The organism is Enterococcus sp. DIV2402 (assembly GCF_017426705.2).
GTDB lineage: Bacteria > Bacillota > Bacilli > Lactobacillales > Enterococcaceae > Enterococcus_F > Enterococcus_F lowellii.
In genome coordinates this window covers 2,853,140-2,876,795 of sequence record NZ_CP147251.1, presented here as the reverse complement: position 1 = coordinate 2,876,795, position 23,656 = coordinate 2,853,140, and the positions used below count along the sequence as shown (strand labels likewise).

The following is a 23,656-nucleotide window of genomic DNA, read 5'->3' as shown; positions in this document are numbered from 1 at the left end:
AATAAAAAATTTGTAGGATGTTATTCATGCAATCAATGAACCATCAGAGATAGACCCTCAATCAGAATATTAGAAGCGTTTTTTTGAGAAATCACATGTTCGTTGATTTTTTTACAAACAGTATCTTTCATCTTAGCTTTCATTTGTGATAAGATAATAAAGTTTTCAAATGAACTAAAGGAGTTTAAAGATGTTGTTTCAAATTAAAAAAAATGAATGGTTGGGCAATGAACGTAATGATTTGTTTGCGGGGTTAGTGTCTTCCGTGGCAATTTTACCAGAAGTGATTGGTTTTGCAATTATTGCTGGTGTGCCGCCAATCGCTGCGTTGTTTGCTTCAGCGATTACGCTGTTAGTGGTGACGTTTACGGGTGGGCGACCAGCGATGGTTTCAGCTGCTGCCGGTTCAATGGCGCTAGTAATCGCAGGGTTAGTAAACTCACATGGCTTGAATTACATGATTGCTGCAACAATTTTAACAGGGATTTTACAAATGATTTTCGGTTTTCTAGGAATTCATAAGTTGATGCGTTTTATTTCTAAAACGGTGATGTTTGGTTTTGTTAATGCTTTGGCTATTTTAATTTTTATGGCACAAGTCCAACAATTACCCGGTCAAACGTGGGCTTCTTATGCAATGGTTATTGTGAGTATTGGTTTGATTTATCTGATTCCTCGGTTTATAACGGTTGTTCCTTCTGCGTTAATTGTGATTGTGGTGATGACGATTGTTGCCTTTTTATTTAAAGGAAATTTACAGACCGTAGGGGATTTAGGGGCGATGAATGATATCACACCAACTTTGGCATTACCAGCTGTCCCATTGACATTAAAAACATTATGGATTATTTTGCCAACTTCACTAGCGTTAGCTATGATTGGTTTGATTGAGTCGTTATTGACCGTGCCGATTGTAGACGAGATGACTGATAGCAAAAGCGACAGTCAGCGTGAAGTCAAAGCACAAGGATTAGCCAATATAGTGACTGGTCTTTTTGGCGGACAAGCTGGTTGTGCCATGATTGGTCAAGCAGTTATTAATGTGAAGTCAGGTGGACGTAAACGATTATCCACATTTATTTCAGGCATGACTTTATTGCTATTTATCTTTGCATTAAAAGACTTGATGGTGGGTATTCCAACGGCTGCTTTGATTGGGATTATGATGACCGTAGCGGTGGATACCTTTGATTGGGAAAGTTTGCGTTTATTTAAAAATCGTGAATTCAAAGAAAGTCTCATTTTGTTTATTACCGTTGCTGTGATTGTTTATACACATAATTTAGCAATTGGTATTGTATTAGGTGTTCTTTTAACAGGTATTACGCACCTCCATTTTTTTGCAAAAGTCAGTAACAGCTCTAATGATTAGAGCTGTTTTTTCGTCTATTAGGGCCCTCTGTATTGCCAAATACCAGAATTTGTGTATAATTTTACAAAAAGGAGTGTGATGCAAATGGCAAAGAAAGTAAAGGTAATTGAAAGTTTATGTCAAGACGGTTATGAAAGTGGTTATGCAAAAAACAAAAATTATGAATTTAAACGTGAGGATAGTGTGGTTTCTTTATTATCCAAAGGGAATGTTTTATGCCGATTTGTCATTACCGGTTATCGACAAGGACAAGTAGCAGAAGTAAATGTTTCGAATCGTCATGAAGCAAATGCTGTAACAACATTTGTCCAATATTTTGGCTCAGAGGATGAATTTGAGGCAGCAAAAAAGGCAGCAAAAAAGTAAAACTACCCTAGCTAACTTTAGGTTAAATGCCTAAAGTTAGCTATTTTTTATTTTATGCCGAAATATTCAGAAAATTAAAACAAAAGTATTGACTTATTTTTTCTTTTTCGGTATCTTTTTATCAAGAACTTATTGATTAGGTGGTTATTATGAAAAATACAATAGTAATTTCAACAACTACATTTTTATTATTATAGTCCAGGACTCTTTTCTAGTTTACATTTAAGAAGAGTCCTATTCGCATTGCATAAAGGAAATCCTTTGTGGAGTGCTTTTTTTATTAGTAAGAAATTATACGTAGAAATCATCCTAAAAAAACGATGGAAAAAAGAGAGGTAGAAGTGCAATGAGAAAAATACAATTTTTTGATACAACCCTACGAGACGGGGAACAAACACCCGGTGTGAATTTTAATACCAATGAAAAGGTTCAAATTGCCCTTCAACTTGAAAAGTGGGGAATTGACACAATTGAAGCTGGTTTCCCAATTGCGTCACCTGGTGATTTTGAAGCTGTTCAAGCAATTGCAAAGGTAGCAACAAAAATGACCGTTGCTGGTTTGGCACGTTGTCAGAAAAAAGACATTGATCGTGCTTACGAAGCATTGAAGGATGCTAAACATTCACAACTCCATGTTTTTTTAGCAACTAGTGATGTTCATATGAAATATAAATTGAAAATGACACGTGAAGAAGTGTTGGACTCCATTAAAGAGCATGTGAGTTATGGAAAAGAACGTTTCGACAAAGTTCAGTTCTCGCCAGAAGATGCGACTAGAACAGACAAAGAATTTCTTTTAAAAGCTGTCCAAACAGCGATTGATGCAGGTGCAACAATTATTAACGTACCGGATACAGTCGGTTATTCCAATCCAACTGAATATGGTGCATTGTTTGCTTACCTAATCGAAAATATTCAAAGTGAAGAAGAAATCATTTTCTCTTCTCATTGTCATGACGATTTGGGAATGGCAACAGCCAATGCTTTGGCGGCGATTGAAAATGGCGCAAAACGTGTGGAAGGAGCCATTAATGGCATCGGTGAACGAGCTGGTAATACGGCTTTAGAAGAAGTTGCCGTTGCTTTGCACATTCGTAAAGATTTTTATGAATGTGAATCCAATATTGTATTGAGTGAAACAAAACGTACGAGTGATATCGTTGCTCGCCTTTCAGGTTTTGCTGTTCCTAAAAATAAAGCGGTAATTGGTGGGAATGCCTATGCTCATGAATCAGGTATTCATCAAGATGGTGTCTTAAAAAATCCAGAAACTTATGAAATTATTACACCACAGCTTGTAGGAGTTCATACAAATTCACTTCCTTTAGGTAAACTATCTGGTCGTCATGCGTTTGTTACGAAAATGGCAGAATTAGGTTATGAATTATCGGAAGAAGAAGTGAAAAATCTCTTCAAGAAATTTAAAGAACTAGCCGATAAGAAAAAGCAGATTACCGATGAAGATTTAATTGCACTACAAGCGGATGAAGTTCGTCGTAGCGAAGAAACTTACAAGCTAAAAACAGTTCAATTACAATATGTATCAAACGGCTATCAAGGAGCGGTTGTTTCTATTGAAGACGACAACCAAGAAGTTCATACTGCTTCTGCTATTGGTGCCGGAAGTATTCAAGCAATTTATAATTCGATTGATCAAATTTTTAATCAACAGCCGCGTTTGGTTGACTATGAGATTACAGCGTTAACTAGCGGCGAAGATGCCCAAGCAGAAGTTCATGTATCGATTGAATGTGAAGCAACAAAAGAACGGATTAATGGAATTGGTGTAGATTTTGACGTATTACAAGCTTCTGCTGAGGCATATACCCAAGCAAGTGCTATTCTTAAAGAAAAAGGGGAACGCAAATGAAAAAAAAGATTGTCGTTTTAGCAGGTGATGGAATTGGACCAGAAATTATGGCAAGTGGTGTCACCGTCTTAAAAAAAGCTGTAGAGCATGCAAACATTACTTTTGAATTTGAAGAACATCCTTTTGGTGGCGCGGGAATTGACGCTAAAGGTGAACCATTACCACAAGATACACTAGTTGCTTGCCAGCAAGCCGATGCCATTTTATTAGGAGCAATTGGTGGTCCTAAATGGGAACAAGCAGAGAAAACGCCAGAACAAGGATTATTGGCTTTACGTAAAGCATTAAATTTATTTGCAAATATTCGTCCGATTTCTGTTCCAAATGCGTTGTTACCACTTTCTCCTATTAAAGAACATATCGTCAAAGGAACGGATTTTGTTGTTGTTCGAGAATTAACAAGTGGTATTTATTTTGGTGAACCACGTCACTTAGGAGAAGAGGAGGCGTTTGATACCAACCGTTACCAAGAAGTTGAAATTCGTCGCATTATCCGTAAGGCGTTTGAGATTGCTCAAGGACGTCGCAAACATGTCTTGTCAGTGGATAAAGCGAATGTATTAGCAACCAGTAAATTATGGCGTAAAATTGCCGAAGAAGTCGCTCAAGAATTTCCAGATTGTACGTTAGAACATCAATATGTTGATTCAGCAGCAATGCGAATTGTACAAAATCCAACTGCTTTTGACGTAGTTGTAACAGAAAATCTGTTTGGAGATATTTTGAGTGATGAAGCATCTGTTTTGCCAGGTACATTGGGGGTTTTACCGAGTGCCAGCCACAGTGAATCAGGCGTTTCCTTGTATGAACCAATCCACGGCTCTGCACCAGATATTGCGGGGCAAAATATTGCGAATCCTGTCTCAATGATTTTGTCGGCTAGTTTGATGCTACGTCAATCATTTGATATGAACGAAGAAGCAGATCGAATAGAAAAAGCTTGTTTTGAGGCGATGGAAGAAGGCATTTTAACAAAAGATTTAGGTGGGAATACAACGACTACAGCATTTACACAAGCCATTCTAGAAAAATTAACGTAATTGTGAAATCAAAAAATTAAAGGAGGCTTTCACATGGGAAAAACACTATTTGATAAAGTCTGGGAACGTCATGTCGTCAGTGGTGAAGAAGGAGAAGCGCAACTCCTTTATATTGATTTACAAATGATTCATGAGGTGACATCACCTCAAGCGTTTGAAGGATTGCGTGAAGCTGGTCGTAAAGTTCGTCGTCCCGATAAAACATTTGGTACGATGGATCATAATGTACCAACAAAAGATATTTTTAACATTACTGATTTAATTTCAAAAAAACAAATTGATACGCTAAGAAGAAATTGTGAGGAATTTGGTATTACTCTTTGTGATAATGGTTCTGCTCGTCAAGGGATTGTGCATATGGTCGGACCTGAAGTAGGTTTAACACAACCGGGGAAAACGATTGTCTGCGGGGATTCTCATACAGCGACACACGGAGCATTTGGCGCGATTGCTTTTGGGATCGGTACAAGTGAGGTAGAACACGTTCTAGCAACGCAAACTATTTGGCAAAAGAAACCTAAACGCTTAGGTATTCATGTTACCGGAAAGTTGCGACCAGGCGTTTATGCCAAAGATATTATTCTAGCCTTGATTGCGACATACGGTGTTGATTTTGGAGTTGGCTATGCAGCAGAATTCTATGGCGAAACCATTAAAAATCTAACAATGGAAGAACGAATGACCATTTGTAACATGTCGATTGAAGGCGGCGCAAAAATGGGCATGATGGCTCCTGATGAGAAAACTTTTGAATATGTTCAAGGTCGCGAATATGCACCGAAAGACATGGAAGCTGCAATTGCTGACTGGAAAACATTGTATACAGATGAAGATGCAGAGTTTGATCGTATCATCGAATTGGATGCAAACACATTGGAACCATATATTACTTGGGGAACGAATCCAGAAATGGGTGTGTCTATTAATACACCATTTCCAGAAATCAAAGACCATAACGATCGCCTAGCTTACGAATATATGGACTTGCATCCCGGTCAAAAAGCAGCAGACATCAATATCGAATACGTCTTTATTGGGTCTTGTACGAATGGTCGTCTATCCGATTTACAAGAAGCTGCCAAAATCTTAAAAGGTAAAAAAATTAAAGAAGGCGTGACTGGAATTGTTGTTCCTGGCTCACGACCAGTCCGACACGCTGCCGAAAAAATTGGCTTAGATAAAGTTTTTATTGAAGCGGGATTTGAATGGCGTGAACCAGGATGTTCGATGTGCTTGGGAATGAATCCAGATAAAGTCCCAGAATTTGTGCATTGTGCCTCAACTTCTAACCGGAACTTTGTTGGTCGACAAGGAAAAAACTCACGAACACATTTGTGTAGCCCTGCAATGGCAGCAGCTGCAGCAATTAACGGTCGCTTTATTGATGTACGAGAAATTATAGGAGGGGAATAATATGGAACCTTTTACAGTCTATGAGGGGAAAACAGTTCCCTTTATGAATGATAATTTAGATACGGACCAAATTTTACCGAAAACATACCTAAAGTTAATTGAAAAAACAGGCTTTGGAGAATTTTTGTTTGATGATTGGCGGTATATCAAAGGCAGAAAACCAAACCCAGATTTTATCTTAAACTTTCCAGAATATAGTGAAGCGTCTATTTTGATTTCAGGTGATAATTTTGGTGGAGGGTCTTCTCGGGAACATGCGGTTTGGGCGATTTCAAACTATGGTTTTCGTGCAGTCATTGCTGGAAGCTTCGGTGATATTTTTTATATGAATTCGTTAAAAAATGGGTTATTGCCAATTTCTTTGCCACGACCTGCACTTGAACAGCTTGCTGCACTTACTCCAACGGATAAAATTACGATTGACTTACCTAATCAAAAAGTTGTTTCTGGTGAAAATGAATATTCATTTGACATTGACTCAACTTGGAAGCACAAAATGTTAAACGGATTAGATGAGATTGGAATCACGCTAAAAGAAGACGAAGCTATCACAGCTTATGAGAAAACTATTCCGGCTTATTGGCAATAAGAAAATATTTTGGAAAAATTTCAAAACTTTTCATTGACGTGAGAATTGTTTTTTGATAAAGTAGTATTGTTGTAATTGTGGACTCCACAGCTACAACCGCACAGAACAAGTTATTAAGTACAATTTGTCGCTTGGGATGGCGAGTCTAAGTATATTACAAGGAGGTGCTGTATAGCATGTACGCAATTATCAAAACTGGTGGTAAACAAGTAAAAGTTGAAGTTGGTCAAGCAATCTACGTTGAAAAATTAGACGTTGAAGCAGGACAAAAAGTAACTTTTGACGAAGTAATCTTAGTGGGTGGCGAATCTACAAAAGTTGGTGCTCCAACTGTAGCAGGTGCAACTGTTGAAGGAACTGTTGAAAAACACGGTAAACAAAAGAAAGTTGTAACTTACAAATATAAACCTAAAAAACACACTCACCGTAAACAAGGTCACCGTCAACCTTACACAAAAGTTGTTATCGAAGCAATTAACGCATAATTCTTACAAAAAAGTAGGGTAAGCTATGATTAAAGGAACATTTAAACGCAATGATTCTGGTAGAATCGTTTCATACGAGATTACAGGACATGCGAATGCTGGAGAATATGGCAATGATATCGTTTGTGCAGCTGTTTCAGCTTTAGCGATTAGCGCCGTGAATGGTATTGAAGCCTTAGCAGGCATTCAGCCCATTCTTGAGGTTAATCATGAAGAAGGTGGCTACTTATATGTAGAAGTACCGACTGGAATGACGCAAGAACAAATGAATATCGTACAAATTCTAATAGAGAATTTATTGTTGGGTCTTCAAGCTGTTCAAGAAGAGAATAGCGAATATATCCAAATTAACACACAATTATAACCACAGGAGGTGCATCTCATGTTGATGAAAATGAATTTACAATTATTCGCCCACAAAAAAGGTGGCGGTTCTACATCTAACGGACGTGACTCTGAATCTAAACGTTTAGGCGCTAAACGTGCAGACGGTCAAACTGTTACAGGTGGTTCAATCCTTTATCGCCAACGCGGTACTAAAATCTATCCAGGCGTAAACGTAGGTATTGGTGGAGACGATACTTTATTTGCTAAAGTTGACGGCGTAGTACGTTTCGAACGTAAAGGTCGCGACAAAAAACAAGTATCTGTATACCCAGTAGCTCAAGAAGCTTAATTAGATATTTTTTAGCTAGAAACTTTTCGAAGTTTCTAGCTTTTTTTGTTGTAAGAAAACCGTACTTTAATTGCATCATTGATTTGAGTTTAATCACTTCGCTTTTTGACGTTTGATTAAGCTCTTTTTTTGTATTTTTTAGTTAACGCTTACATTTTTGCTCGATTAAGATGCAAAAATCTCTACTAACAATCGAGTAGGCGAGCACCTATACTATAGTCAGAGAAGGAGATAAGCTCATGAAAGATCGAACAATTAAGCTGATAAGAAAATTTCTATATTCTGATTTTCCGATTAGCATCGATACGCTTAGTGAAGAATTTCAATTAAGCAAACGAACGATGAGAAATGAAATAAATCAACTGAATACGTATTTTATCGATAATGATTTCCCTGTTTTACAAACAATTCGTGGGAAAGGTTTGCGACTAACAATGACAGAGCAGAAAAAAGAAGCGCTTATTGAATTAATTGGTCGCGATGTTCATGATGAGATATTGACTCGTGATGAACGACTGTTAGATTTAATTCTTTCTATTTCACTCGGAAAAAAGAAAGTATTTCTCTATCAAAAAGAAGAGGAATTACAAATTTCTAAAAGTACCTTAGACGAGGATATGCGACGGTTACGTCAGTTGTTAACAAAATATACTGTCGAAATTTTAAGTATTCCCAAACAAGGGTTAGTACTGAATGGCAAGGAACGCAGTATTCGAACAATGATTTATTCGTTTATCAATAAAATGGTAGATAATTTTACTTTAACCGATGAGATAAAAAATCAATCAGTCAAACAGCAAATTATTTTTAAATATATTTCTTTAGAAGTATTTAAAAAGATTGATCAAATTTATGGTGAGTCGATTTCAGCAAGTGAAGATAATTTGTATCGAAAAAATCTCGTCTTATTTACTGGAATTTGGTTGACTCGTTTTCAAAATAAACAGAGTATTCAATCGCCCGATTGGTCACATAAAGAAACACATGCTTCTCAAGAAATTCAAGAGTTTGTTCAAGCGATTTTTGATAAATTTTCGATTCAGGATGCAGCAAATGAATACAAGTATCTCACCTTTATTTTAGATACCTTTAACCCTAAAAATATGAGTACATCTATTGAATGGGTGCAAGCACAATTGCTTTCAATTCAATTAATTCAACATGTTGAAAATGAAACACATATTCCATTTACTAAAAAAGAAGCGGATTTGCAAGAAGGCTTGTATCAACATATTGGTAGTTTACTCAGTCGTTTGCGATATGATGTGCAATTTGCTAATCCTTTGAAGGAAACAATCAAAGCCAATTATGACACCATTTATCGAGCAGTGGAAAGTTTTACACCTGAATTTAACAAGGTTTTAAAGAAACAATTGACTGAAGATGAAATTGCTTTTCTCACGATTCATTTTTCAACCTCTTTAAGTGAATTGAATCAAGAATTGACTTATTTTTATCGAGCGGTAGTGATTTGCAATCACGGATTGGCAACTGGCAAGCTATTATCAGAAAACCTTAAAGAGTTATTTCATATTGAAGTATTAGCCGTTTTAAGTTCACGTGAAATCGAACTAATCAAAAAATTAGATGTTGATTTTGTCTTTTCTACGGTCTCTATTGAAATCAAAAATAAACCATTATTGATTTTAGAACCAATTATTAAAGAAGATAGCAAAGAAGCCATCGCTGCATTTCTGAGTCAACATTCGCAATATCGTCGTTTATCGAATGAACATAGAGATTCGACACAGTTATTCTCAGACATTTTAACGTTGTTTGATAAAAAAACTTCACAAAAAGTGGAATGTCAGTACCAAGAATTGGAAAAAATATTTAGAAAAAATCACTTAACGATTAATAAAAGGGAGTTGCAGCCTATGATTCAGGATGTCTTAAAAGATGAAAATATTTTGATGAATGTTGAAGCAAAGAATTGGAAAGAATTAATTACAAAGGTTTCTCATCCATTGCTGAAAGAAAGGATTATTACAGAAAATTATATTCAAGCGATGATTGATTCTGTTGATGAATATGGTCCTTATATCGTAATTGGTAAACACCTTGCCCTAGCACATGCTAGACCAGAAGATGGCGCAAATAGTTTAGGGTTAAGTGTTGCGACAGTTAAGTCAGGTGTGGAATTTGGTCATGAGGAAAATGATCCCGTCAAAATTATTTTTTGTTTATCAGCAGTCGATTCGTTTTCACATCTTAATATTATGCGTCATTTGATTGATTTAATTAATGATGAAGAAAAATTAAATCAACTTGTTACTACTAAAACAATAGATGAGTTTAAACAAACTCTCTTTAATTAAAAGAAGAATAGGAGAATGAATAATGGGTAAAAAGATTGATATTTTATTTGTATGTGGTGCTGGATTAGGAAGTAGTTTTGCAGCACAAATGTCAGCAGAGGATGTTTTAAATAAATACAATGTTAGTGCCAAGTTAGATCACGTGGACATTTCAACAGCAGCATCTATGCAACCGGATATTATTATCACTGCACAAAATTTTAAATCACAATTTGAAAAATTCAATATTGATGAAAATAAAACAGCGATTGTTTATTTGAAAAATATTGTGTCAAAAGTAGAAATTGAAGAAAAACTAGTTCCAGTTTTACAAGCAAAAGGCGCTTTATAAAATCAAGTTGAAAGGAATGAATGAAATGGGCGTTATAAATTTTATTATTGAAAACATTTTAACACAGGCATCCATTACGATTGCATTGATTGCAATGTTAGGATTAATTTTGCAAAAAAAATCAATGGGACAAGTAATTTCAGGAACGTTAAAAACGTTACTAGGTTTCCAAGTATTAAGTGCAGGTTCAAGCATTATTGTAGGTAGTTTGACTTATTTTGGGGAAATTTTTACAGCGGGATTTAATATGCAAGGAATTATTCCATCGATTGAAGCAATCAATGGACAAGCGATGAACGAACTTGGTTTAGGGCGAGATATTGCTTTAACGTTTTTAGCTATCTTTATTTTTAATATTTTAATTGCACGCTTTACGAAGTGGAAATATATCTTTTTAACAGGTCAAGCGATCTTATGGATGGCGACAATGACAACGGTTTTTGGTTTCTTTGCTGGCTTGCGAGGGATTGTCTTAATTTTGGTAGGTGGGCTTGTTGGTGGCATTTTTGCTGTGGCGATGCCAGCGATTGCACAGCCAATTATTCGTAAAGTGACGGGGTCAAATGATATTGCCTTAGGTCATTTTTGTACGATTGGTTATCTATTTGAAGCAGGTGTAGCAAAAATTTTTGGTGAAAAAGGTGAAAATAAAAAATCAATTGAAGATATTAAATTACCGTCTTCCTTTGAATTTTTACAAGATACCTATCTTTCTGTCATGGTGGTAATGGTACCTTTGTATGTGATTACAGCAGTATTTGCGGGTCCCGGAATTGGCGAGCATGGCGCACAACATTATTTGATGTTTGCCTTTTTACAAGCTATTCAATTCGTTGTTGGTGTGTATGTGTTATTAGCAGGTGTGCGTTTATTGTTAGGTGAAATTGTCCCTGCTTTCCGAGGAATTGCTATGAAATTAGTACCCGATGCAATTCCTGCGTTAGATTGTCCAGTATTTTTCCCATATTCACCAAATGCGGTGATTTTAGGATTTATTACAACGACAATTGGAACAATCATTGCGATGTTTACGTTGCCAGCTTTTGGGTTAGCAATGATCTTACCAGGAATGTTAACTAACTTCTTCGCTGGTGGGACAGCTGGTATTTTTGGGAATGCAGTTGGTGGTCGTCGAGGTGCGATTATTGGAGGAATTGCTCACGGCTTCTTCATTACCTTATTACCTGCACTGCTTGTTACTATTTTTAATAGTATGGGCTTTGTTAATGCAACCGCAACAGATGTTGATACAGTAGTAGCTGCTTTATTATACGCTTGGATTTTAAGCCCAATTTTAAAAATGTTCTAAGGAGGAATTTAGATGTTTGGTTTCTTTAAGAAAAAAACAAAAGAAAAGCAACCTGAACAACCCGTTTTATCAGAAGAACGTAGAATAGAATTGTTGGCGTTTGTTTCTAAAAAAGAACATGAAATGAAGCAGCTAACGTCTGATGAGCAATTAGCTAAATTATATGAAGAAATAGGCTTAGCTTATGCAGAATTAGAAGACGAACAGGCAATTCCAACGTTAGAGAAAAGCCTCGAGTATAAATTAACGATGGGCGATGGTTATAAAAAACTAATGAGTCTTTATAATGCAAAACGAGCAGAAGCCGCACGAAATGGCGATGATACTGGAATTGAAAAATATATGAACAAAATGGATGATATGCGTCAAATAGCAAAAAAATTAACCATTACCGGTGGAAAATAAGTACAAAGGATGGAAGAATATGTATAAAACATTAAAAGAAGTCACACAAATAGCAACAGATTTAAATATGACCATTGGTGCGTTTAATACGCACAACTTAGAAATGCTTCCAGAAATGATTCGAGCGGCAAAAGAGATGGGAAGTCCGATTATTATTCAAACAAGTATTGATACAGCAAAATACATCGGTTATAAAGTAGTCGTAGCTGTAGTCAAAGAAATTGCAGAAGATGAAATGGTTGATGTTGCCTTGCATTTAGATCATGCACGTGATTTTAATGAAATCAAAGCAGCAATTGATGCGGGGTATTCTAGTGTTATGTATGATGGTTCACATTTACCATTTAAAGAAAATATTGCTAAAACCAAAGCAGTCGTTTCTTACGCTCAGGCTCATGGGGTATCTGTGGAAGGGGAACTTGGAACAATTGGAGGAACGGAAGAAGGAATTTCAGTAGCTGAAAATGATAAAGTCTATACACGTCCAGAAGATGCTGTGGAATTTGTCAAACAAACCGGTATTGATGCCTTAGCAATTGCGATTGGTACAAACCATGGACAGTTCAAGTCAAAAACTGAAGTGAATATTCCATTATTAAAAGAAATTCATAAGGTAGTGGATATTCCTTTGGTCATCCATGGAGGAACTGGCGTCAAAGAAGAAGACTATCCAGAGTTAATCAATCATGGCATTCGTAAATTTAACGTTGGCACCGAACTATTAGTTAATTGGACAAAACAAGCAAAAGAATCGTTTGGAGAAACAGAAGTCAACAAATCCTTGCGTCACAATATCATTCCTGCTAATTTAACTGTTAAAGAAATTGTCAAACATAAAATTAGTTTATTTATGAATATCGATGAACCACTAAAAATTGGTGTTGGGACGAATGGATAAGTATCTGATTTTATTAGCAGGTAGTCCAGCAACTGGAAAGAGTTATTTGGTCAATCAGATAAAGCAGGTATTGCCGGATATATTTAGTATTACCCCAGATGAGATTAAAGAAATTTTGGCGGATTCAGTGGGTTTTAATAATCTAGCAGAGAAAAAAGAACTTGAAAAGGAAGTATGGAAATTTTATTATCAAGTTCTTGGCTTGTACATGGGTATTGGCAAACGCTTTATTCTATCCGAGTATCCTTTTTCCGATAAACAGAAACAACAGTTGGTAGAGTTGACAACAACGTATGATTATCAAGTGATTACGATACGTTTAGTGAGTGACTTCGAAAAATTATGGGCACGACGAAAACTTCGTGACGTTCAATCAGATCGACATTTGAGTCATATCAGCACACATTATCATTTTGGTGATCAATTAGAAAATCGCGCCTTAGCAGATGATTTAATTACCAAAGAAGCTTTCAAAAAAATCATTGAAGAAAGACAATACAACCATTTCTCACTAGGGGCTTTATATGAATATGATGTATCAGATTTTTCTAAAGTTGATTATACGGGATTGCTACAAAAACTTGCGAATTTAAATACGTAAAGTGGACGATTGTTCGTTCACTTTTTTTAGGTTTCTAAAATTAATCAAATACTATCTTTTTTATTTGTTAAAAAAAACAACGCATAGTATAGTAAAGGTGAAAAGAAGATATCTTCTTTTCACTACCCAAGTTCATAAAAAGGACGTGAAGTTATGGAAAACGCATACCGAAGTAACTTGTATAAAAGGAAAGTAAACAAACTGTTGATGAGCATGGGATTAATCAAAAAACCACCAGATAATTGGATTAAACTTTCTTATACCCGAGATAATCGGAGAAAGGACGTGTGATCCACTATCTCGTAACTATGCGTCAAATAGTAAGTCGAATCGATAACACAAAGCCCGTTGGAAAACGGGTTTTTTTATATACTAAATGTTTTTTTACTTCAAAGTAGTTATTGCTGATGTGAATAGAAGATTACATCATCATGTTATTCGAATTTTAAAAATTTTTTTGACTTTTTTAACCCCTTTCATTGACTTTTATAAAGAAGTTCCGCACACTTTACTTATAGCGTTTTTTTGATAATTTAATTAAAGGAGTGTGAAAAACGTGATAAAATCTCTCTTGAAAAATATTGGAGAATATAAAAAAGATGCGTTAATGACGCCTTTTTTTGTTTCCTTAGAAGTTCTTCTCGATATTCTGATACCAGTTTTAATGGCACAAATTATTGATCAAGGTATCGCGACAGGAAATCAACGAAATATTTTGGTTATTGGTTTAGGTTTGGTCGTATTTGCGGTCTTGGCGTTAATTTTTGGGATGTTGTCTGCGCGTTATGCGGCAATTGCTTCGGCGGGATTTGCTAAAAATATTCGTCGCGCTATTTTTGTGAATATCCAAAAATTTTCTTTTGCCAATATTGACCGCTTTTCTACGTCTAGCTTAGTTACACGTTTAACAACTGATATCAACAACGTGCAAAATTCTTTTCAAATGACAATTCGAATTTTAGTTCGTAGTCCGTTGTTGTTTATTTTCTCATTATTTATGGCTTTTCGGATTAATAATGAATTAGCGGTTATTTTTTTATTTGCCATTCCTTTTTTGGCAATCGGCTTAGCTCTCATTATTAAGTTTGCTCATCCGGCATTTAATCGTGTCTTTCGTACGTATGATCGGTTGAATCAAGTCGTTCAGGAAAACTTACAAGGTATTCGCATTGTAAAATCATATGTTCGAGAAGCGCATGAAGTGCAAAAATTCGAAACTGTTTCAGAAAAAATTTATCGGATGTTTTCCAAAGCAGAACGAATTGTCGCTTTCAATGGACCATTAATGCAATTTACGATGTTTAGTTGCATGTTGCTAATCTCATGGATTGGGGCACATTTGATTGTCGATAGTTCGATGACAACGGGCGAATTGATGAGTATGTTCATGTATGTCATGCAAATTCTAATTGCTTTGAATATGATGTCGATGGTTTTTGTGATGCTGATTATTTCTCGTCCTTCGATGGAGCGAATTTCAGAAGTATTGAATGAAGCAAGTGATTTGACCGATCCTGAGGAACCTTTGACGGAGATTTCTGATGGCAGTGTAGAGTTTAAGAATGTTTCTTTCAGCTATTCTGGAAAAAAAGACAATCTGGTGCTCAACAATTGTGATTTTCATATTGCCTCTGGAGAAACAGTGGGAATTATTGGTGGAACTGGGTCTGGTAAAACGACTCTTGTCCAATTGATTCCACGACTATATGATGCGACAGAAGGAACAGTGCAGGTTGGTGGTCAAGATGTCCGAGACTATTCGTTGCAAGCACTGCGAGATGCGGTAGGAATGGTCTTGCAAAACAATGTCTTATTTTCTGGAACTATCAAAGAAAACTTACGTTGGGGAAATCCTGAAGCAACGGATGAAGAGTTGGTGGAAGCTTGTTGTTTGGCACAAGCAGATGAATTTATCCGTAAGCTTGCTCAAGGCTATGATACGTATATTGAGCAAGGAGGAACCAATGTGTCGGGTGGTCAAAAACAGCGACTTACAATTGCACGTGCGTTATTGAAGAAACCTAAAATTTTGATTCTTGATGATTCGACGAGTGCGGTGGACACTAAAACTGATTATCTGATTCAGCAAGCTTTTTTTGAAACAATCCCAGAAACGACGAAATTTATTATTGCTCAACGGATTTCTTCTGTTGAAAAAGCCGATAAAATTATTGTCATGGAAGAAGGAGAAATTCAAGGGATTGGCACCCATGAAGAATTGCTCGCAACCAATAAAATCTATCAGGAAGTCAATCATTCTCAAGTGAAAGGATTTGGTGAGGTATATGAGTAAACGACAACCAGCAGATCGCCCGATAAAAACACTACGACGTTTAGTGAGCTATTTAATTAAAGGGTATCCTTGGCAATTAGCGATTGTGTTTGTTTGTATTATTTTGTCAGCTTTTGCGACGGTTCGTGGTTCGCTCTTTCTACAAGTCGTGATTGATGATTACGCTATTCCCCTATTGGCACAAAGCGGAGCGGCTGATTTTACTGGCTTATTGACAGCTGTGTTGCAAATGGCGGGAATATATCTTATGGGGATTTTGGCAGCAATTACGTTTAATCAATTGATGGTAACCATTTCGCAAGGCGTTCAAAAGAAAATTCGTGATGACCTTTTTAGTCATATGGAAACTTTACCTATCCGATATTTCGATACGCATTCTCATGGGGATGTAATGAGTCATTATACAAATGATATTGATACGCTTCGTCAAATGATTTCTCAAAGCTTGCCGCAGCTTCTCCAAGCCTTGGTAACTTTTGTGAGTGTTTTTCTAGCGATGTTCTTTGTCAGTTTGCCTTTGACGATTTTTGTGATTTGTTCAGTGAGCTTGATGTTTTTAACAATCCGAAAAATTACTAGCTTGAGTGGCAATTATTTTGGCAAACAACAGTCAACGCTTGGGAAATTAAATGGTTTCGTGGAAGAGCGTATGCAAGGACAAAAAGTCATCAAAATTTTTAATCATGAAACCATCACGATTCAAGAATTTGATACACTAAATAATCAATTGGCAGAGGATGCAACGAAAGCCAATGGGTATGCCAATATTCTAATGCCCGTGATGATGAATATGCTAAATATTCAGTATGTGTTAATTGCGGTCGTTGGTGGATTGTTAAGTATTCATGGACTGGCTGTCTTAACGATTGGGGCAATTGCTTCTTTTCTTCAACTAAGTCGCTCGTTAAATATGCCAATCAGTCAGATATCACAGCAAATCAACTTTGTAATTATGGCGTTAGCAGGTGCGGAACGTATCTTTGTATTACTTGATGAAGAAGAGGAAAAAGATGAAGGAGTTGTCACATTAACCAATGTTCGTTATGAAGCGGGGCAACCTGTGGAATGTGCAGAACAAACGGGAGATTGGGCATGGAAAGTACCAGAAAACAATCATTTTAATTATATTCCACTGACAGGCGATGTACGGTTCAACCATGTTGATTTTGGTTATTCACCGGATCCGGATCAACTTGTTTTACATGATATTAATTTGTTTGCTAAACCAGGAGAAAAATTAGCTTTTGTTGGTGCAACGGGTGCAGGGAAAACCACCATTACCAATCTAATTAATCGGTTCTATGACATTTCAAATGGCGAAATTCTTTATGATGGAATTAACATTCAACAAATCAAAAAAGAATCGTTGCGTCGTTCGTTAGGAATTGTGTTGCAAGATACGCATTTATTTACTGGAACAATTAGTGAAAATATTCGGTACAGTAAACCGGATGCAACGGATGAAGAAGTGCGCAAAGCGGCCAAACTTGCGAATGCGGATTACTTTATATCCCACCTTTCAGATGGCTATGATACTGTTATTACTGGAGATGGTGAAGGACTTTCTCAAGGGCAACGTCAATTGCTGGCGATTGCACGAGCAGCTATCGTAGATCCACCCGTGATGATTTTAGATGAAGCGACATCAAGTATCGATACGCGCACGGAACGTATCGTTCAAGACGGAATGGATGCTTTGATGAAAGGACGGACTGTTTTCGTCATTGCTCATCGTCTATCCACGATTCAGAATTCCGATGCGATTATGGTCTTAGATCAAGGTCGCATTATTGAACGCGGAAACCATGAAGAATTACTTGAACACAAAGGTGTCTACTATCAATTAGCAACTGGTGCGATTGAATTGGATTAAAATAGTTTAATAGAATGAGTACGAAAAGAAAATCGTCGTTTTCTTTTCGTACTTTTTTTGTTTATTCACGCATTTTTTTTAACTTTCGTGTAAAATAAATCTAACGATAGTGAAAGGAATGATCTAGTGGGGAAATTAGTGACAGTTACAGGAATCGGTCATGTTTCTGCAATTCCTGATACAGTATGTGTTGTTTTACAATTAGCAACGGTCCATGCTGAATACGCACAAGCGATTCAAGGGGCAAAGCAAAAGGTTACACAATTAGAAACAGTGATTACGGCACAGGAGTTTTCTGTTGAAGAGTTAAAAACACAATCATTTTCAATAGATACCAAAGAAAAAAGTGAATTCAAAGAAGAGGTTTGGCAAACGGAGTCCATTGGTTATGAAGTGAATCAAACCGTGACGTTGCAATTTCCGTTTCATCAAGAACGTTTGGAAGAATTGTTGACGAGTATTTCTAAAACAGAGGTACAACCAGTGATTTCACTTCAATTTACTGTCAGTGATCGTTTGACATTACAAAAACAATTATTAATCAACGCAACAAATGATGCACGCTTGCAAGCAGAAATTCTTGCAGAAGCTTCAAATTTACTATTAGGTGATTTAGTTCAGATTGAAAATAGCACAACTGAGCAACGCCCATTTCTTTCACCCATGGTCTTTCAATCTACTGTGAGTCGTCAAGCAGCAATGCCCACGATTCAACCAGCTATGATTGAAGAAACCTTATCTGTAACATTTTGTTGGAAATTAAAGAACAAATAGGAGGAACTGAAGATGACGAAAGCTTTGTTAATTGTAAACCCAAGTTCAGGTGGAGAAGAAGCCAAAAAATATGAAGAACAAGCAACTGAAAAATTAAACACTTTATTTGACGAAGTGATTGTTAAACATACAGAAGAAGCTGGCGATGCGATTGATTTTGCCAAAGAAGCTGCACAAGCAAAACTTGATAGCGTCTTTGCAATGGGGGGCGATGGCACGGTTAATGAAGCCATTAGTGGATTGGCAGAAGAAACCTATCGACCAAATTTTGGTTTCTTTCCATTAGGTACTGTGAACGATTTAGCCAGGGCCTTAAATTTACCATTAGATCCAGAAGAAGCAATTAGCAAGTTAGATATTAAGCGTACAAAATCATTGGATGTGGGTAAATTAAATGACCAATACTTCATGAATGTTGTAGCAATTGGTACAATTCCAGAATCAATTAATGATGTCGATGTTGAAGATAAAACTAAATTTGGTAAATTGGCTTATTTTATTTCAGGCATTAAAAATGTAATTGGGACTGAATCATATGACTTTGAATTAACAATTGACGGAGAGTCACAAGAAATTACAAGTACAACCCTCATTATTGGTTCAACTAATTCAGTTGGTGGTTTTGAACAATTATTTTCCGATGCACAAGTTGATGATGGTAAGATGCACTTATTATATCTTAAAGATGAAAGTTTATTGGAGACTGTAAAAAGTTTGCCCGACTTATTAACAGGTGTCAAAGAAAGTACGGACAATGTAGGTTATGTGACGTTTGAGAAAGGAACAATTGCTGTCAAAGAAAAAACACTTGGTACGAATGTAGATGGTGATGAAGGCCCAGAATTGCCAATTACTGTCGAAATATTACCTGCACATTTGACAGTATATGCCGGTGAAGTGAATGACTAACATTTCTATTCGAACAGCAACCATTGAAGATGCGTCAGCTTTATTGAGCATTTATGCACTGTATGTAGAAAACACTGCCATTACGTTTGAATATACGGTACCGACTATTGAAGATTTTTCCAACCGAATTCAACAAACACTAGAAAGATATCCTTATTTAGTGGCAGAAACAGAGGATGGAGCAATTTTAGGGTATGCTTATGCCGGTGCCTATAAAATGCGAGCAGCCTATGATTGGGCGGTTGAAACAACGGTCTATGTCCAAGAAAATTGCCCAGTTAAAGGAATTGGTACTCAATTGTATCAAGCGCTAGAAGCGGTCTTAATGCGACAAAATGTTGTTCAATTATTAGCTTGTATTACTGCAGGAAATCAAAGAAGCGAACATTTCCATCAAAAATTTGGCTACCAACATGTTGGATTGTATACACAAGTTGGTTTTAAATTTAATCAATGGTTTGATGTGGTGTGGATGCAAAAAACACTTACAGAGCCGACGATTCCGCCACAAGCATTCATTCCATTTGCAAAACTTGATGAAAAAACAAGATAGGTCATTTGATCTGTCTTGTTTTTTCAGTGTGCATGGTAATTCATGATAAGACCGTTTATAATAGAAAGAAGAAATTTGATGAAGAGGTGAGATGTTTGAGTAAGCGTATGGAAAGAATTTATCAATATATTGTGGATCGAGAGAATGAATCTTCTAATTTAGAAAAAATTGCTGTTACTACTGCTGAAATTGCTGAAGCTCTTCAAATTCAACGGAGTAATGTCAGTAAAGATTTGAACCAACTTGTACGTGAAGGTCGTTTACTTAAATTAGATGGTCGTCCAGTTGGTTATACATTAGCGGCAACGATTCATAATGTACAGGAAAAATATGTACCAAGCTACAAAGAAAGTCGTCAACCACGTGAAAAAAGAAAACCTCAGCGTATTTCACAATTTTTACCAGCGAATGATATTTTTGCGCGTATTATTGGGATGAATGGCAGTATGAAAAATGCCGGAGAACAAGCGAAAGCAGCAATTTTGTATCCTCCACGAGGGTTGAATTGTTTAATCACCGGTCCAACTGGTTCAGGAAAGACTTTTTTTGCGCACGCAATGTTTCAATTTGCGAAGGCGAATCAAGTAATTGCGGAAGACAAAGAAATGATAGTATTCAATTGTGCCGATTACGCGAATAATCCCGAGTTGTTAATGAGTCATTTATTTGGTTATGTTAAAGGTGCTTTTACTGGAGCTGATGCGGAGAAGTTAGGTGTAATTGATCAGGCTGACGGAAGTATGCTCTTTTTAGATGAGATTCATCGTTTGCCACCAGAAGGACAAGAAATGATTTTTTATTTTATGGATCATGGCTCTTATAGCCGTCTTGGTGAAACAGGGAAAAATCATTTTGCGGATGTACGAATTGTGGGTGCAACCACTGAAGACCCTAATTCGGCATTATTAGATACATTTGTTCGAAGAATTCCAATTAATATCCAAATGCCTTCTTTTGAAAAGCGGCCGGCTAATGAGAAGCTCGATTTGGTTAAAATCATGGTATCTCACGAAGCGAGTCGTATTCAACGAACCATTTCTTTAACGGAAGATGTGGTAAAAGCTTTAATTGGAAGTGTTAGTTTTGGAAATATTGGACAGCTAAAATCAAACGTTCAATTAGTTTGCGCGCGCGGTTTTTTAAATCACATGCATCAATCGCAAATTGATATCACTTTAGAAGATGTTCCAGAAGGCATTCGTTCTGGTTTGATTATGTTAGCGAATAAACGTGAAATTTTAATGGAACTGTCTCATAGTCTTGAACCTAAAATTGTCATTCAACCTAATGAAGACATTTTAAATATTCAATCAGATTCATATGAACTACCGTATAATTTATATGATATTATCGGTGATAAAGCTGCCTTGTTAAAAGCTGATGGCGTCGATCAAGAAGCAATTAATCATTTTATTTCGACGGATATTAATGTGCATTTAAAATCGTTTTATAAAGATCATGGCTTTTCTTTTCATGCGGATAATAAATTGAGTGAATTTGTTGACCAAAAAATCATTGAACTAACCAACCGAATTTATACCATTGTTCGCAATCGTTTGAATTATGATTTTCAGCAAAATTTTGTGTATGCGATGAGTTTGCATATTAGTTCATTTTTGAAAAAAATTCAGTTAGGAGAAACAAGACATACCAATGATAACATCCGTGAAATGGTAGCGGACTATCCAGAAGAATTCAAAGTTGCGCAAGAAATCCGTCAGTTTATTGGGGAATCATTTAATGTAGCGATTCCAGAAAGCGAAGAATATTATTTAGCTGTATTGTTGGTTTCGTTGAAAAATAGTTCTGCGGAAGGCAAGATTGGGGTAGTTGTGGCTGCACATGGCAATAGTACAGCAACAAGTATGGTTGATGTCGTGAAGCAATTATTGGGTGTTGAACAGGTAGCTGCAGTTGATATGCCGTTAGACATGCCACCTAAAATTGCATTAGAAAAAATGAAACAAGCAGTACTTATGGTCAATGAAGGCAGCGGTGTTTTATTATTAGTTGATATGGGTTCTTTAGTCACCTTCAATGCCGAAATTCAACGTGAAACGGGTGTGTTTGTGCGAACAATTGATATGGTCACTACACCCATTGTATTAGAAGCAGTTCGTAAAGCTTCTGTATTAGGAACGAGTTTGAAAGAATTGTATGAGTCACTAGAGAATTTTCGTGGGTACAGTCGTTTAGAGGAGTTTCCACATTCGGGTGTTCAGCCACATTTACCACGAGGCATTTTAGCGATTTGTGCGTCTGGTGAAGGTACTGCTGAACAAATTAAAGGCATCATTCAACATACGTTAGATAAAAAAAATATCACGGATATTGAAATTTTAACGTTATCTGTTTTGGATTTAAAAGAAAAAGTCCCGCAGATCCAAAAGAAATATGAATTGATTGCAACGACTGGTGTTATCGATCCTAAATTACCGGTACCCTTTATTTCATTAGAAAACTTTATGACACAAGATACCGATGAACTGATTGATCGATTATTGACAGGAAATCAACTGTTATCTGAAACAGTCGAACTAAATCAAGAACAAACAAAACAAGTCTGTATCGAATTTTTAGAAAATAATTATACTTTCTTGAATCCGAAAAAAATGATTGAGCCTTTATGGAAATTTACAGCAGACGTGATGAATAGTTCGCATATTCCAAGTGAAGAAAAAGGCTTCCGTATTAATTTCTTATTGCATGCAGCAGGTTTGTTAGAACGAGTTTTATTAAACCAACCACTGACTACGAATGAAGAAGAAATACATTGGTTGCAAGAAAATGAAGACTATGAGCAATTACATGTTCATGTGTTATCGTTAGGAAGAACGCTAAACTTAACGATTCCGTTAGCAGAAGAGTATTATTTGCTAACGATGATTCATCGTCAAGTGAAAGAAAAAGTTTGATACAATACACTAAAACGATACACAAAACAAAGTGTGTCGTTTTAGTGTATTGTATTTTTTTGAGAAAAAGTATTAAATCAACAGTGTATCATTTAGTGTTTTGGCACGCTTCTTGCTTGTATTAAAGTGCATGAGGAGGTGGAAAATTACTAACAGCCAGAGACAGGAGGCGAGGCAATGGAGATTCGATTAGCAAGAATCGATGATCGATTGATTCACGGGCAAGTAGCTACAGCTTGGGCAAAACAAATTAATATTAATCGTATTATTGTCGTTAGTGATGAAGTAGCTAATGATTCACTGCGAAAGTTTTTACTGCAAGAAGCAGCGCCACCAGGTATTAAATCCAATGTCGTAACTGTTTCGCGTATGTTAGACGTTTACGATAACCAATTATTTCAAGAACAAAAAGTCATGTTATTATTTACCAATCCGCAAGATGTGGAACGTTTGATACGTGGAGGAATGAGATTGAATTCATTAAATATTGGTGGTATGCGTTTTACAGCAGGAAAACGAATGATTACAAATTTTGTTTCAATCGATGAACAAGATGCGGACGCTTTTCGTTACTTAGATGAGCAAGGAATTGAATTAGAAGTTCGCAAAGTCCCAACTGATCGTAAAGTCAATTTGATGGAACTGTTAGATAAGTTGTAAAGAAAT

Annotated in this window: 22 protein-coding genes and 1 other annotated feature; all 22 genes read left to right on the top strand. The window is 36.4% G+C overall.

Annotated features, from left to right (window positions below):
• Nucleotides 1–190: 190 nt before the first annotated feature.
• The 22 genes from DOK78_RS14055 to DOK78_RS13950 all read left to right on the top strand — a co-directional run bounded on the left by DOK78_RS14055 (nucleotide 191) and on the right by DOK78_RS13950 (nucleotide 23,650).
• Nucleotides 191–1,372 carry a SulP family inorganic anion transporter gene (locus tag DOK78_RS14055; RefSeq protein WP_207941677.1) on the top strand — a complete coding sequence of 394 codons (1,182 nt, stop codon included), beginning with the start codon at nucleotides 191–193 and terminating at the stop codon, nucleotides 1,370–1,372.
• A gap of 84 nt (nucleotides 1,373–1,456) precedes the next feature.
• A complete protein-coding gene (locus tag DOK78_RS14050; RefSeq protein WP_207941678.1) occupies nucleotides 1,457–1,738 on the top strand; it encodes a hypothetical protein in 282 nt (93 codons plus the stop codon).
• A 346-nt stretch (nucleotides 1,739–2,084) separates the two neighbouring features.
• The gene (locus DOK78_RS14045) at nucleotides 2,085–3,608 is read left to right on the top strand and encodes a 2-isopropylmalate synthase (protein ID WP_207941679.1); all 1,524 of its coding nucleotides are present in this window, start codon (nucleotides 2,085–2,087) and stop codon (nucleotides 3,606–3,608) included.
• Entirely contained in the window at nucleotides 3,605–4,648 is a 1,044-nt protein-coding gene (leuB, locus tag DOK78_RS14040) for a 3-isopropylmalate dehydrogenase (protein WP_207941680.1), read from the top strand. The genes DOK78_RS14045 and leuB overlap by 4 nt, the downstream gene beginning before the upstream one ends.
• Nucleotides 4,649–4,681: 33 nt before the next feature.
• Complete coding sequence (gene leuC / locus DOK78_RS14035) at nucleotides 4,682–6,061, top strand: 3-isopropylmalate dehydratase large subunit (protein WP_207941681.1); 1,380 nt, start codon at nucleotides 4,682–4,684, stop codon at nucleotides 6,059–6,061.
• A 1-nt stretch (nucleotide 6,062) separates the two neighbouring features.
• Nucleotides 6,063–6,650 carry a 3-isopropylmalate dehydratase small subunit gene (leuD, locus tag DOK78_RS14030; protein ID WP_207941682.1) on the top strand — a complete coding sequence of 196 codons (588 nt, stop codon included), beginning with the start codon at nucleotides 6,063–6,065 and terminating at the stop codon, nucleotides 6,648–6,650.
• A gap of 84 nt (nucleotides 6,651–6,734) precedes the next feature.
• Nucleotides 6,735–6,807: a sequence feature (ribosomal protein L21 leader region), on the top strand.
• Between the two features lie 19 nt (nucleotides 6,808–6,826).
• On the top strand, nucleotides 6,827–7,135 hold the full coding sequence (rplU, locus tag DOK78_RS14025) for a 50S ribosomal protein L21 (RefSeq protein WP_016175703.1): 309 nt from the start codon (nucleotides 6,827–6,829) through the stop codon (nucleotides 7,133–7,135).
• 25 nt (nucleotides 7,136–7,160) lie between these two features.
• Entirely contained in the window at nucleotides 7,161–7,499 is a 339-nt protein-coding gene (locus tag DOK78_RS14020) for a ribosomal-processing cysteine protease Prp (RefSeq protein WP_207941683.1), read from the top strand.
• An 18-nt stretch (nucleotides 7,500–7,517) separates the two neighbouring features.
• A complete protein-coding gene (rpmA, locus tag DOK78_RS14015; protein WP_016175701.1) occupies nucleotides 7,518–7,811 on the top strand; it encodes a 50S ribosomal protein L27 in 294 nt (97 codons plus the stop codon).
• 239 nt (nucleotides 7,812–8,050) lie between these two features.
• Nucleotides 8,051–10,129, top strand: coding sequence for a BglG family transcription antiterminator (locus tag DOK78_RS14010; protein WP_207941684.1), 2,079 nt, complete (start codon nucleotides 8,051–8,053; stop codon nucleotides 10,127–10,129).
• 22 nt (nucleotides 10,130–10,151) lie between these two features.
• Complete coding sequence (locus tag DOK78_RS14005) at nucleotides 10,152–10,460, top strand: PTS sugar transporter subunit IIB (protein ID WP_207941685.1); 309 nt, start codon at nucleotides 10,152–10,154, stop codon at nucleotides 10,458–10,460.
• 25 nt (nucleotides 10,461–10,485) lie between these two features.
• Complete coding sequence (locus DOK78_RS14000; protein WP_207941686.1) at nucleotides 10,486–11,769, top strand: PTS sugar transporter subunit IIC; 1,284 nt, start codon at nucleotides 10,486–10,488, stop codon at nucleotides 11,767–11,769.
• Between the two features lie 12 nt (nucleotides 11,770–11,781).
• Nucleotides 11,782–12,174 (top strand): tetratricopeptide repeat protein, encoded by a 393-nt coding sequence (locus DOK78_RS13995; RefSeq protein ID WP_207941687.1) that lies wholly within the window; start codon nucleotides 11,782–11,784, stop codon nucleotides 12,172–12,174.
• Nucleotides 12,175–12,193: 19 nt separating this feature from the next.
• Nucleotides 12,194–13,072, top strand: a complete 879-nt coding sequence (locus DOK78_RS13990) for a class II fructose-bisphosphate aldolase (protein ID WP_207941688.1) — start codon at nucleotides 12,194–12,196, stop codon at nucleotides 13,070–13,072.
• Entirely contained in the window at nucleotides 13,065–13,673 is a 609-nt protein-coding gene (locus DOK78_RS13985) for an AAA family ATPase (RefSeq protein WP_207941689.1), read from the top strand. The genes DOK78_RS13990 and DOK78_RS13985 overlap by 8 nt, the downstream gene beginning before the upstream one ends.
• 556 nt (nucleotides 13,674–14,229) lie before the next feature.
• On the top strand, nucleotides 14,230–15,966 hold the full coding sequence (locus DOK78_RS13980; RefSeq protein ID WP_207941690.1) for an ABC transporter transmembrane domain-containing protein: 1,737 nt from the start codon (nucleotides 14,230–14,232) through the stop codon (nucleotides 15,964–15,966).
• The gene (locus DOK78_RS13975; protein ID WP_207941691.1) at nucleotides 15,959–17,839 is read left to right on the top strand and encodes an ABC transporter ATP-binding protein; all 1,881 of its coding nucleotides are present in this window, start codon (nucleotides 15,959–15,961) and stop codon (nucleotides 17,837–17,839) included. The genes DOK78_RS13980 and DOK78_RS13975 overlap by 8 nt, the downstream gene beginning before the upstream one ends.
• Nucleotides 17,840–17,965: 126 nt before the next feature.
• On the top strand, nucleotides 17,966–18,613 hold the full coding sequence (locus DOK78_RS13970) for an SIMPL domain-containing protein (protein ID WP_207941692.1): 648 nt from the start codon (nucleotides 17,966–17,968) through the stop codon (nucleotides 18,611–18,613).
• A gap of 12 nt (nucleotides 18,614–18,625) precedes the next feature.
• Entirely contained in the window at nucleotides 18,626–19,522 is an 897-nt protein-coding gene (locus tag DOK78_RS13965) for a diacylglycerol/lipid kinase family protein (RefSeq protein ID WP_207941693.1), read from the top strand.
• Between the two features lies 1 nt (nucleotide 19,523).
• Nucleotides 19,524–20,075, top strand: a complete 552-nt coding sequence (locus DOK78_RS13960; RefSeq protein ID WP_207941840.1) for a GNAT family N-acetyltransferase — start codon at nucleotides 19,524–19,526, stop codon at nucleotides 20,073–20,075.
• A 95-nt stretch (nucleotides 20,076–20,170) separates the two neighbouring features.
• Nucleotides 20,171–22,990, top strand: a complete 2,820-nt coding sequence (locus DOK78_RS13955) for a sigma-54-dependent transcriptional regulator (protein ID WP_207941694.1) — start codon at nucleotides 20,171–20,173, stop codon at nucleotides 22,988–22,990.
• Nucleotides 22,991–23,167: 177 nt separating this feature from the next.
• Nucleotides 23,168–23,650: a mannose/fructose/sorbose PTS transporter subunit IIB gene (locus DOK78_RS13950; protein ID WP_207941695.1), complete on the top strand. Its 483-nt coding sequence runs from the start codon at nucleotides 23,168–23,170 to the stop codon at nucleotides 23,648–23,650.
• The last annotated feature ends 6 nt before the right edge of the window (nucleotides 23,651–23,656 follow it).